The sequence below is a fragment of the Paenibacillus amylolyticus genome (assembly GCF_036894225.1).
Classification (GTDB): domain Bacteria; phylum Bacillota; class Bacilli; order Paenibacillales; family Paenibacillaceae; genus Paenibacillus; species Paenibacillus amylolyticus.
Window position 1 is genome coordinate 3,276,956 of record NZ_CP145892.1, and the last position, 12,584, is coordinate 3,289,539.

8 protein-coding genes are annotated in these 12,584 nt (G+C 45.1%); 5 read left to right on the top strand and 3 right to left on the bottom strand.

What is annotated here, in order from left to right; all coding sequences use genetic code 11:
• The first annotated feature begins 223 nt into the window (after positions 1-223).
• Together helD and V6668_RS14720 are read left to right on the top strand one after the other, a co-directional pair.
• Entirely contained in the window at positions 224-2,638 is a 2,415-nt protein-coding gene (helD, locus tag V6668_RS14715) for an RNA polymerase recycling motor HelD (protein ID WP_338708791.1), read from the top strand.
• A 226-nt stretch (positions 2,639-2,864) separates the two neighbouring features.
• On the top strand, positions 2,865-3,569 hold the full coding sequence (locus V6668_RS14720) for an SDR family oxidoreductase (protein ID WP_047842912.1): 705 nt from the start codon (positions 2,865-2,867) through the stop codon (positions 3,567-3,569).
• A gap of 117 nt (positions 3,570-3,686) precedes the next feature.
• Here V6668_RS14720 and V6668_RS14725 read toward each other — a convergent pair whose 3' ends face one another.
• From V6668_RS14725 to V6668_RS14735, 3 genes are all read right to left on the bottom strand, one after another.
• A complete protein-coding gene (locus V6668_RS14725; RefSeq protein WP_017688542.1) occupies positions 3,687-4,517 on the bottom strand; it encodes a carbohydrate ABC transporter permease in 831 nt (276 codons plus the stop codon).
• Between the two features lies 1 nt (position 4,518).
• Entirely contained in the window at positions 4,519-5,391 is an 873-nt protein-coding gene (locus tag V6668_RS14730) for a carbohydrate ABC transporter permease (protein ID WP_062834362.1), read from the bottom strand.
• Positions 5,392-5,459: 68 nt separating this feature from the next.
• On the bottom strand, positions 5,460-6,773 hold the full coding sequence (locus V6668_RS14735; protein ID WP_338708792.1) for an ABC transporter substrate-binding protein: 1,314 nt from the start codon (positions 6,771-6,773) through the stop codon (positions 5,460-5,462).
• 206 nt (positions 6,774-6,979) lie between these two features.
• On the opposite strand from V6668_RS14735, the gene V6668_RS14740 reads away from it, so the two are divergent.
• From V6668_RS14740 to V6668_RS14750, 3 genes are all read left to right on the top strand, one after another.
• Positions 6,980-8,743 carry a sensor histidine kinase gene (locus V6668_RS14740; protein ID WP_338708793.1) on the top strand — a complete coding sequence of 588 codons (1,764 nt, stop codon included), beginning with the start codon at positions 6,980-6,982 and terminating at the stop codon, positions 8,741-8,743.
• A 16-nt stretch (positions 8,744-8,759) separates the two neighbouring features.
• Entirely contained in the window at positions 8,760-10,286 is a 1,527-nt protein-coding gene (locus V6668_RS14745) for a response regulator (protein WP_338708794.1), read from the top strand.
• Between the two features lie 242 nt (positions 10,287-10,528).
• The gene (locus tag V6668_RS14750; protein ID WP_338708795.1) at positions 10,529-12,514 is read left to right on the top strand and encodes a methyl-accepting chemotaxis protein; all 1,986 of its coding nucleotides are present in this window, start codon (positions 10,529-10,531) and stop codon (positions 12,512-12,514) included.
• The last annotated feature ends 70 nt before the right edge of the window (positions 12,515-12,584 follow it).

Below are 12,584 nucleotides of genomic sequence, written 5' to 3' on the forward strand. Positions count from 1 at the left end.
AGGGACACCTTATATAATATAAATTATTGTTCAACTCAGACAGAACGAAAAAAAGCATTGAACGTGAAAAAAGGCCATGATATAATCTATAGCGCAATTGACAGTTATATTGAATGTAAAGGATGAATCATTATTTCTCCTAATTTAATTTTACATCCGACATTCCGATTTGTCAATGCTCTTTTTTTGGCCCTAATAAATGGAAAAGGGAGTGGACTCATTCATGGATAAAACAGTGGAATGGAAGTTGGAAGAGGAAAGACTAGTGCAGGTGAGGAACAAGCTTCAGGCACGACTCGACGAGTTAGAACCGAAGGTTGCCGGACTGCATGAACAGGCTGCCGAAATTCGTAAACGGTTCTGGGAAGAAGTGACGATTAATACCGGTTCGTACACGGATTTTGAAGATGCATTCTATACCATTAATCAGCAGTCGAGAGTGTTGGCCGAGAGGGAGCGCGGGCACAAGCTGTTAACACAACAATGGAAAAATACAAAGAGACTGCTTCCAACGCCGTATTTTGGCCGTTTCGACTATAAGGAAAAAGGCATGACATTGACTGAACAGATCTACATCGGCGTATCATCCTTCATGGATGAAGATGGTTTGAACTTTCTAATCTATGACTGGCGTACGCCAATTGCAAGTCTGTACTATGATCACTCTCCCGGGCTAGCAAGTTATGACACACCTTCAGGACGAATCGAAGGAAAGATGGAGCTCAAGCGTCAATTCCAGATTCAACATGGGCAACTTCATAGCATGTTTGATTCAACTGAGACGATTGGTGACGAATTGTTGCAGCAAGTGCTCGCCAAGGGTGCAGACTCACAAATGAAGAGCATTGTAGCAACAATCCAGAAGGAACAAAACGCCATCATCCGTGATGACCGAAGCCGAATGCTTATCGTTCAGGGGGCAGCTGGCAGTGGTAAGACGTCGGCTGCGTTACAGCGAGTCGCTTACTTACTATATAAACACCGCCAGACCGTCAAAGCAGATCAGATTGTGCTTTTCTCGCCGAATCCGATGTTTACCAGTTATATCTCGACCGTACTCCCGGAACTTGGCGAAGAGAACATGCAGCAGACAACTTTTCAGGAATATCTGAATTATTGGCTGGATTCCTCCATCCGACCAGAGGATGCCTTTGATCAGATTGAATATGTGCTGACAGCTCAGAATGTTCCGGGATATGAAGCTCGTATGGAGGCGATCAAGTACAAAGCTTCCGAGACATTCCTGCAAGTGCTCCAAAACTACGGTAAGTGGTTAGGAAGAGAGGGGATGCGGTTTAACGGCATTCAATTTCGGGGACGTGAATTCATCAGTTCAGACCAAATCAAGACTCAATTCTACAGTTTGGATCAAAATCTTACCTTGTCCAACCGCATTCTTCTTTTGCAGGAATGGTTGCTGAGAGAACTTGTTTCGCTGGAACGTCTGGAACGGGAAGCAGACTGGGTTCAGGAGGAGTTGAATTATCTGGACACAGATGATTATATGGAAGCTTTCCGCATGTTGCACAAAGAAAAGCCTGTGTTTGATGTGGCGGAAAAATATGCAGCCCGTGAGAACGGAAATAACAAGGCAGTGCAAGATGAGGGTGCCTTTAACTTTGGAGTGCGGGAAGAGGAGTTGCTTCGTCAGAAATTGGTGAAAGACATGTTTAAACCTTTAAGAAAGAGTGTGCGGAAATTTCAGTTCGTGGATGTGAAAGGGATATACGAACAACTATTTGTAGATGAGACCGCTTATCGGGAACAAACGAATGGGGCAATCCCCCCACAGCACTGGCCTGAGATTTGTAAACAGACCAAGGCAATGATCCTTCAGAACAAGCTGTTCCATGAGGATGCTACTCCGTATTTATATGTAAAAGAGATGATCGAAGGCGTCCGGACGAACACAGAGATTCGTTATGTCTTTGTCGATGAAGGCCAGGATTATTCGGCGTTTCAATACGAATATCTCAAGAAACTGTTTCCTCGTTCCCGCATGACGGTGCTGGGGGATTTCGGGCAAGCGATCTTTATGCAGGCTACGGATTTGGCAGCATCCAACTCGCCACTGGTTCACCTATATGGAGAAGGCGAAACTACTTTGATACGGCTCGTACGCAGTTATCGTTCAACCAAAGAGATTGTTGAATTCACGAGACAGATGTTACCAGGGGGAGAAGAGATTAGACCGTTTGAAAGGGGAGATCAGAAGCCTCTTTTAACAGGATTGAAGGACGAAAAGATGCGTGGTGCGCAGATTCTCGCAGACATCGCCGCGCTTAAGGCGGAGGGGTTTGATTCCATCGCTGTGATTACAAAGACCGCGGCTGAAAGCCGTGACGCCTATGAAAGGTTGCAAAGTCAAGGCGGCGAAGGGTTGCAGCTCATAACAAAGGACACACAGATTTTCGAAAAAGGAATCATGGTTATTCCTGTGTATCTCGCCAAAGGCGTTGAGTTCGATGCTGTCCTGGTCTATGATGCTTCACCCGTTGCTTACAGCCAAGAATATGATCGCAAGCTTCTGTATACGGCCTGCACACGAGCGATGCACCGACTTCATCTATATACAGTGAGTGACTGGTCACCATTTGTGCAGGCGTTACCTGCGAATCTATATGACATAAGAACGTAATTCATAAGTAAAGTAAATCCATCTTAAATGAAGGACCATAGAAAGATGCTCGGAGCCTTATTTCAAAGGTTATCGGGCATCTTCTTTTACTAAAGACATGAATCATAAAAGTTATTCTTTACTGATCGTTCCCGATGTGATAGATTGATATTGGGAGTTATGAGAATGATCATTCCCATAACAGCTCGAAAATGAATACATTCTCAATGAGAGGGAGTAATAATAAATGAATATTTCCAAACAAGTTGCTATTGTAAGTGGGGCTAATCGAGGGTTGGGCAAGGAGCTTGCTCTTGAACTGCTGGCGAGGGGAACCAAAGTGTATGCTGGGGCACGAAACCCTGAATCCATTGATCTGCCCGGGGCTATTCCACTACAACTCGATATTACGGATCCACAATCTGTCATGGCTGCAGCTGAGATAGCTAGTGATGTAACCCTTCTAATCAATAATGCCGGTTCCGCTACGGGTGCTTCTCTGCTCACGGGTGAGCTGAACGATATTCACTTGGAATTCAATACACATGTATTCGGTACGCTTTCAATGATTCGTGCGTTTGCACCGGTAATAGAGAAGAATGGGGGAGGTTCGATACTGAATATCCTGTCTGCTCTATCTTGGCTCAGCCTTGGTAATTCAGGAGCATATTCAGCTGCAAAGTCCGCTCAGTGGGGAATTACGAATGCATTACGTCTCGAATTAGCCCCTAAGAACGTTAGCGTTGCCGGATTGCACGTGGCGTTCATGGATACGGATATGACGGCAGGTATCGATGCACCAAAAACGAGCCCAACGGATATTGCCAAAATTGCAATAGATTCCATTGAAGCGGATCTCTACGAAATTATTGCTGATGATACTAGTCGGAATGTACAACAGGGTCTTGCTGGTGGTGTTGCTGCCCTTTACCCGCAATTGTTTCAAAAATAGAGAGGTGTAGATACATTACTCGCTATAAATAAAACAACCCCCGCCAGATCTGGTGGGGGTTAAGTCTGTCATGAATTCTCTAATTCCATTCCTTCAAGAACGGTGAGAATATGAGGTTTAACCTTTAACTGCACCGGCAGTAAGGCCGCTGACAATATATTTTTGCCCGAATAGATACAGGATGAATACAGGCAGGGAAGTAAGCACGAGATTGGCGAAGATCAGGTTCCAGTCCCGGCTATATTTGCCGTAGAAATTGTAGATCGACAGTGGCATCGTCCATGTGGAACTGTCTGTCAGGAAGTACACCGGAATTGTAATGTCATTCCAGACGGACATGAACACCATGATGGCTACCGTTGCGTTAACGGGCAGAATGAGCGGTGTGACGATGCGGAAGAACACCCCGAACACACTTGCTCCTTCCAGAAATGCCACTTCGTCCAGCGCTCGTGGAATGGTTTTGATGAATCCACTATACAAGAATACACTGAAAGCTGTATTTAACGCGGCGTAGATCAGGATAACACTTGTGATGCTGCCGTAGAATCCCAATCCCTGTACAACCCGTATGGTCGTAATAATTGACATTGGCGCAATCAGTCCCATGAAGAAATACATGTAGATCGTGCCGGATAGTTTGGTTTCCCGACGTGCCAGAATGAATGCCGCTGCCGAAGAAGCGACGATATTAATGATGGAAGATACGCCAGTAATCAAAATGCTGTTGAAGAACGCTCGCGACAGACCACCTTCCTGGAAGACACGAACATAGTTCGAGAACTGCCATGTTTCCGGAAAACTCAGGGAGAAGCTAAGCACTTCGGCGCTGGTTTTGAAAGAACCAAAGATCAGAATGACAAGCGGCAACAGAACGATAAGAGAGGCCAGAATCAGGAAACCTTCCACGATATAGTTGCGGATGGCGAGTTTGCGTGTATAGCCCATGTTATTCCGTAACCTCCTTACGCCGCATGAAGATCAATAGCGGTATAGCGATAATGGTAACGACCACGAACAGAAGGGTGTTGACCGCGGTACCAAGTCCCCAGTTGCCTTCGCCGAAAGATCTCAGAATGATTGTACCTACCACCTGTGAAGCGTTACCCGGGCCACCACCGGTCATGACATATACTTCGGAGAATACTTTGAGTCCACCGATCAATGTCAGCATCAGGTTAATGTTAATCGCGGGCAGCAAGAGTGGAAGTGTGATTTTGAAAAAACTTCTCCACGAACTTGCGCCATCAATCTTGGCTGCCTCGTAATACTCTTGAGAAATGGACTGCAGGCCCGCCAGATAGATGGCCATCTGGAACCCGGCACTCTGCCAGATCGAGACGATGGCAATCGTCCAGATCACAATCGATGGGTTAGTAAGCCAAGCTTGGCTTAACGAATGTAATCCTACGGATTCCAACAAATTGTTGATTGTACCTTCGGTACGCAACATGGGAGTGAACAGAATGCTGATCACAAGGATGCTGAGAATAGAAGGGGAGTAGAAGATCGCGCGTAGCAGGTTCTTTGTTCTTAGTCGCATGTTAAGTCCTACGGCCAGCAATAGGCCGATGACATTTTTGCCAACGACGGTGACAATCGCAAATATTGCCGTGTTTTTCAGCGCCAGAATAAGCGTTTTGTCCGAGAAAATTTTCTCGAAATTATCCCACCCGATGAACTTCAGCTCCAGCCGATCCAGCCGCCAATCCGTGAATGAATAATAGAAAGCGGCGAGAGCAGGCACAACGAAAAAGATGGAGTAGATAATCAGTGCGGGAAATATCATGTAATACGAGTACAGATTTTTAGTCCTTTTCATGTCTCACACTCCGTTATAGCCAGGCAGCATAACGGTCGATCCTGTTATGCTGCCTTATATTTCACTCTTTAGAAACCTTCTACACCTTTATCCTGCATCAGCTGACTGAACTTCTCATCCCAGGATTTCAGTACTTCTTCCGGTGACAATCCGCCTGCAAATTGATCCTGCAATAATCGGTACAGTTCGCTGCGATCAACCAGCATGTATGCATCCGTTGTCAGCACGGTTTTCCTCGGCGTAATATAATTGTCTACAATATCCTGTTTGTAGGCTGGAAGTTCCGGTGTAGTAACGTCACTGAAATTGGATACGTATCCTTTGGAGTCGACGATCTGTTGCGCGACATCCTTGGAAGCGATATAGTCCAGGAACTGTTTGGCTTCATCCAGATGTTTGGATTTCTTCGGAATGAACAGTTGTCCGCCCAGTGGACTTGCACCCAGACTGGCATTATCCGACGATGGAATCGGGAATACGCCCAGTTCCATATTTGGATCTTGCTCGGCCACGCCTTCAATTAACCAATCGCCCATAAACATCATGGCCACTTCCTTGTTCAGGAATTTACCTACGGCCATGTCATAGCTGTCGCTAAGCACATCCGTGTTGGTGTAACCTTTGGTGTATATTTCATATTGTTGTTCCAGGAATGTTTTGAATTCCGGAATATCAGACCATTTTTTCTTGTTGCTGTTCAAGTCATCAAAAAACGTAGGTTCATTTTTGGCTACAAAATCGGCAAAAGCTGCAGCAGGCCAGATGTTGGCAGCCCAGGCATCTTTGTAAGGCATGAATACAGGCGTAATGCCACTTGCTTTGATTTTTTCACAGATTGCCAGGAATTCTTCGTAGTTGGTTGGAATCGACAATCCGAGTTCTTCAAAGATTTGTTTGTTATAAACGACCCCTTGCATCCCTGTATCTTGACTGACATGGAAGCTGTAGAGATGGCCACCAGAAGAGAGGACGTCTTTGTTCACAATTCTGCTCGCCCAAGGCTCGTTATCCAGAATCTCGAAGTTACGTTCAAGGTTCAGGTCTGTGACTGCGCTCGCCAGATTGTACTGAATAATGTCAGGCGTTTCATCTACAGCCAGTTTGGTTTGCAGTACAGTTGTCGTTTGTTCCGCTGGAATCAGCTGCAAATTAACGCGAATGTTCGTTTGTTTTTCGAATGCATCAAGAATGTCCTGCTGGATGAAGGCAGAGTCCTGAGAACTTTTAGAGATTGCCAGCTCCAATGTGACTTTGCCACTCTTGCTGTCCCCGCCAGCAGCTGTGCCGGAATCCGTACCTCCTGATCCACAAGCGGTTAACGAGACCGTTAATAAACTGGCCAGAATAATAGAAAACGCCTTTTTTCTTTTTATTGTTTTCAATGCAAATCCCCCTCTGAAACGTTTAGTGAATCCGTTTACAAGTCCGATTATAGATTCTTTTCTCTCCCCGGTACATGTCTGTGCTTGAACGTTGATGTGTAAAATCCTGAACTTGAAATCGCTATCATTTCATGAAATACCGTGATAGAGTAGACATGAATATAAGGGATTTCACATCATGTCAGAACAGGAGGGCATCTCTGAGAATGGCAAAGCTCATACATAAAGCAACTCAATTCAGTTTGCAGACAAAGGTGTTTTTTACATTTCTGGCTCTGCTTTTGTTTGTGTTGGGCTGTTTTATCGTGTATGTAAATGTGATCGTTGTCCGCCCGCTCAAACTGAAAACAGAGCAGGATACGCTCGTTACAGCTACGAAGGTAAGAGAGCAAGTTGATCTATACGTAGAACAACAGAACCAGATGTCGCAGCGAATATTATCCAGCAAAAATATATTTGTAGCCATGGACAAGAGCTCCTCAGCTCATAGTAACTATGAAAGACTGAAGCAAATTCGGATCATCAAAGACATCATGTTTCAGGCCATCGGGCCGAGCATGAATATCAAGGACATGTCCATCTACGACAATCACGGGGTTCTCCTGACATCATATCTGGGTTCGGGTAATCCTCCCGCAATCCTGAACACCATGATGGAGAGTAGTCAGGTCGGACGAGATTGGACGGAAAGTGGTTTTGTTCTGCTGCGTCAAGACGATACGATCTCATTTGTGCGCACGATCAATGATCAGAACGGCAAGGTGTACGGTTATCTTAGCATCCAGATGGAACAGGCCTATATACAGAACCTAACAGAGGGTATTACCGCTGGCGAAGTCTATATTCTGAATGAACAAGGCGAGCAGATGACAGGTTCGGAAGCGGGTGTGACATTTACCAATTGGACAAAGCCTGCATCAGACGAGGGACTGGATGTGGACAAAAACGACAATTATATCACGCATTCCACTTCACCCAGTACAGGCTGGATCACGTATATCATAACGCCCAAAAAATCTGTTCTAGGCTCGATCCATTCGGTTCAGACGATGTCCATTCTGCTGATTACAGCACTGATGCTGGTTTCATTTGTGTATATCTTCCTGTCGACACGTAACCTGCTGCTGCCTATCCGTAAGCTACGCGGTCAGATCTGGCGCATGAACTACAGCAATATGAATCTGAAAGTGGATGAAACGCCGAAGAATAACGATCTCTTATTACTTAACGAAGCCTTTCAGGATCTGATGGAGAGGCTGCAGCAATCCATTGACCGGGAAAAATCGGCGCTTCATGAAGAAGTAAAGGCGCGTAATTCGGCGCTGCAAGCCCAGATTGCACCTCATTTTATTCATAATGTCTTATACCTGATCAGTATTGCCGCCCAAGAGGGGAAGACCAAAGTTGTATCGGATATGTGCAAACATCTTTCAGACAGTCTGCGTTATATTGTCTCTTCACCATACGCGCATGTGACTTTGGCTGAGGAGCTTCAACATACGAGACATTATCTGTCCCTTGTACAACAAAAGTACGAAGAGGACCTGGAGTGGGACATCTGTGCAGACGAGCTGGCGAACGAAATCCGATTGCCACGGTTGGTCATTCAGCCGTTTGTGGAAAACTGCATTGAACATGCCTTTGCCAACACCGCGCCGCCTTGGCGTATCCAGATTACCGTGAAGCAATATAACGGATTATGGGCTTTGGAGATCAAAGATAACGGAGAGGGCTTTCCACCGGATAAGATCCAGGAGATTTTAGCCAATATTCAGGCATCGGGTTCCGGAATGAACCAGACTGCTGATCGTGGAACAGCCCTTGGTAACATGGGGATTATCAATAGTGTCAATCGACTCAAACTAATGTATAACAACCGGCTTTTTATTAATATATTTAACAATCATGCGGAAGAGCAACATGGAGCAACGATTCAAATCATCGGCTCACTGACGAGAGATTTTTACTAGCAAGGGGGTATAGGCGATGTATAACGTTATGATCGTTGAGGATAGCAAACCGATATTACGTAATATTAAAATGCTCTTGGAAACGCTGAGCTTCCCGATTCGTGTAACTGCTACGGCAACAAATGGAGAGGAAGCCTTGGCGGCGATAAAGCAGTCACCGATTGATCTGCTGTTGACCGATATACGAATGCCGAAAATGGACGGACTGTCCCTGATTGAGCAAGCCAAAATTGCCAACCCGGATCTGAAGGTCATCTTGATTAGCGGTTATAGCGATTTTGAATACACAAGAAAAGCATTGAACCTGCAAGTGTTTGACTATTTGTTAAAACCTGTCGAGCGAGAGGCGCTTGAAGAAGTCATGAGTCGGGTAATTGACCAACTTGATCAACAGATGTCCAAGGAACTGCTGGATTTGCAGGAAATCATTCATCCCCAGTGTGAGACTACGCCCAAACAAGGGGAGGAGTTTCCGCCTTTATTCAGCCAGATGATGATCATTATGAGCAAACAGCCTTTTACCGCAGGGCATGAACGATGGGTGCAGGTGGAACTTGAGGGTTTAGTGCAGGATTTTTTTGCATTCCATCCTTGTCGTGTTTACTCCAGTCAAACTTCATATCAATTTATCGCTTTTGTCAACAAGAGTGCACTTGAGGTGTACTCTTCCGTACATGAATGTCTTGAGTCGTTGCGACGGCATTTGGTTGCGCATGACATCGATGCGATCATTGGAGGACAACTTCTATTCACTGAGTCTGGTAATCTGCCTGAGCTCTATCACCGCATGTTGTCGATTTTGTCTGAGCAGCAACGGTTGAAACAAGGAATAGTGTTGGATACCGGGAATCCGGTGTCGATGGCCAGATCCGAGACAGGCTGTCTGGATCCGGTGCAGGAATCTGCTTTTGTACAGATGATACAGGCTCGGCAGAAAGAACGGTTTGCTCTTAAATTATCCGAATTACTGAATCGATGGGCAGAGGAAAATGTACATATGACCGAGGTGGAGCGGTTTATTGGATTGATTGTAGACACGTTTGCTCATCTGTACGAGGAACAGGGGTCGGGCATGAGATTGGGTCTGGAGCTTCGGTCAAGACAATTCGCCCAGGCACAGTCCTATGCCGATTTTTGCCGGGAACTGGCGGAATGGACGGGACAGTGCTTCGATATGCTGCAATCCCACGTTCGAAAAAGCAAGGCGATCCTGTTTGAACAGATTGACGATTACGTAAAACTAAATAAATACTCTCAATTATCTATCAACGACATTGCCATGAAGTTTCACGTTAGCCCGTCGTACGTCAGCAGAGTGATCAAAAATGCAACACAAATTACGTTTGTCCAGTATTACACCCGGCTTCGCATTCAGGAGGCCTGCAGACTGATGGAAAGTCAACCCGACATGAAGTTTAAGGAGGTTTCCGATTTACTTTCATTTAGCGACCAGCACTATTTCTCGAAGGTGTTCAAAGAGTATACGGGGCTAAGTCCTACGGATTATAAACAACAGATGTCTGGTATAAAGACCCAATCATAGTTAACAAACCCTTTTTATTTGTGCTATAATACTAACAAATACGGCTTGTTACTGAATTCATTCAGGCAATACCTATGTATATACATGCTCAAAGTTTCTTTGGGTGTGCATATATATGGGTTTTTTTGCGTTTACTGGCCGATTAGTTCTACCAAAAATGAATAAAGAGAGGAAGATTGAACTTGAAAAAGGAAAGTGAAAAAAGGTCATTTTATAAGAAAGGAGGAGCCGTTTTACGATTAATGAGTACTCGACTCATTGCAGCTTTCCTTGCGGTACTTATTATCCCCACTGCACTTATCGGATATTTCTCGTATCATAGTGCCAAAGATCAAGTACAACAAAAAATGACAGATCCCCTCAATACAATATTAACGATGACAGGACAGCATATTAACAATCTGGTGGGGGAAAAAGCAGCATTATTGAGTTATATCGACAGTATGTATGGTTCCGCTCCCAGTCAGGCGAACAACGAAGCGGTACAAGTAGGAATCGACCAATTAGCTGATACATATCCTGATATTCTTGCCATAACCGTAGGCAACGACCAAGGCAGTAATATATCTTCTCCAGCAATTGAGGATGCAACATATGATCCACGTAGCACAGATTGGTATTCTAATGGTGAAAGTAAGAATGGATCACTCTATTTTTCGAGTATTATGAAAGATCCGGTATCCGGGAAGATTTATGTAGAGATTTCAAAAGCTCTGTCAAATGAACAAGGTGTAGCAAGTATTAAACTTGATCTGGAGCCATTAGCAAAAGCGTTATCATATGTGGATGTCGGAGGTAATGGAAGTCTGATTGTAGTGGACTCCAATCGAACGATTGCAGCTTGGTCCGGTGCGATTGCAAAAGGTGGAGGAGGAGAGCTCGGCGGAGCACTCATCGAGGGAATTCCAGTCCATCCAAATACGGCTTCAAATTCCGATGAACCGATGGCATTTTCTCAATTTGTCAGAACGGATCTGGCGTATGATCTGGAGGTATATAACGGTGTTAATGCTTTGACGGGTTGGAATGTCATTGCTTTGATGGGCCATGAAGATTTTATCGCCGCAGCGAAACCCATTATGGTATCGAGTCTAACGGTCATTGTTATATCTGTATTGATTGCCGGTGTAATTATTTTCTTCATTCTGAGATCTTTTATTGTACCTATGCAAAAACTGCGAAAGGCAACCCGCAGCGTAAGCGAAGGGAATCTGTCTGAACGAGTGAATCTGAAAACCGAAAACGAATTTGGTATATTGGCAAATGATTTTGACCAAATGACCATCTCCCTTCAATCAGTGGTTGCTGAACTTCACCAGACGTCATCGTTGTTAAGTCACTCTTCCCAGATGATTCAGGAAAGTACAGAACAAACCACCCAATCGGTTCAACATGTGGCTGAAACCATGCAACAGACTGCGGAATCAGCTATCGTTGGAGCGGAGAATTCGGAACAAACCGCGAATGCCGTAGAAGAGATGGCGAGAGGCATCAGTTCAATTGCAGAATCTGCGAGCGCGATTGTGGATTCGGCTGAAGAGACGGAGCGCGCTGTTGCTAATGGTGGGAAAACGATAAACCAGGTCGGAGAACAAATGGGACATATTCTCGGAGCTGTTGAAGAAACCTCGGCATTGATTAATGAGCTGTCCAGTCTCTCCGCCGAAGCCAATCGAATGAATGAAGCGATTGCGGATATCTCTCGGCAAACCAATCTTCTATCACTGAATGCCTCTATTGAAGCATCAAGAGCAGGAGAACACGGCAAAGGTTTTGCTGTCGTTGCAGGCGAGGTACGAACGTTATCGATGCAATCCAAACAAAGTGCGGACGAGATTGGCGCTACCATTGGCAAAATGCTTGATTTGATTGCGAAATCCACGTCTCTTATGAATGATAAAGTTCGTAATCAAGTCGGTGAAGGTATGCGGATCAGCCAAGAAGCTTCAGCAACCATATCGAACATTGAACAGTATACAACACATATCGTGGATCAAATTCAGGATATTTCCGCTGTCTCAGAACAGTTGTCAGCCAGTACGGAAGAAGTGTCGGCTACCGTTGCCGCGATGAGTCATATCTCTAAAGTGTCGGCTGATAGTGCTCAGACAACTTCAGCAGCAGCCCAAGAACAAATGGCGGCAATGCAGGAGATATCGGCATCATCTGCACAGCTCTCCAAAACAGCTGAGAACATGCAAGAATTGGTTCGCCGCTTTAAGCTTTAGAGTAGAAGTAAGTAAATGTGTAAAGAAATATGTAAAGAGACATGTAAAGCACCAGGCGCTCCCCTAATGG

Excerpts from the sequence above, each read along its gene's own strand:
- V6668_RS14725 (WP_017688542.1), bottom strand. The coding sequence starts at position 4,517 with ATGGGCTATACACGCAAACTCGCCATCCGCAACTATATCGTGGAAGGT.
- V6668_RS14740 (WP_338708793.1), top strand. The coding sequence starts at position 6,980 with ATGGCAAAGCTCATACATAAAGCAACTCAATTCAGTTTGCAGACAAAG.
- V6668_RS14720 (WP_047842912.1), top strand. The coding sequence starts at position 2,865 with ATGAATATTTCCAAACAAGTTGCTATTGTAAGTGGGGCTAATCGAGGG.
- V6668_RS14745 (WP_338708794.1), top strand. The coding sequence starts at position 8,760 with ATGTATAACGTTATGATCGTTGAGGATAGCAAACCGATATTACGTAAT.
- helD (WP_338708791.1), top strand. The coding sequence starts at position 224 with ATGGATAAAACAGTGGAATGGAAGTTGGAAGAGGAAAGACTAGTGCAG.
- V6668_RS14750 (WP_338708795.1), top strand. The coding sequence starts at position 10,529 with ATGAGTACTCGACTCATTGCAGCTTTCCTTGCGGTACTTATTATCCCC.
- V6668_RS14730 (WP_062834362.1), bottom strand. The coding sequence starts at position 5,391 with ATGAAAAGGACTAAAAATCTGTACTCGTATTACATGATATTTCCCGCA.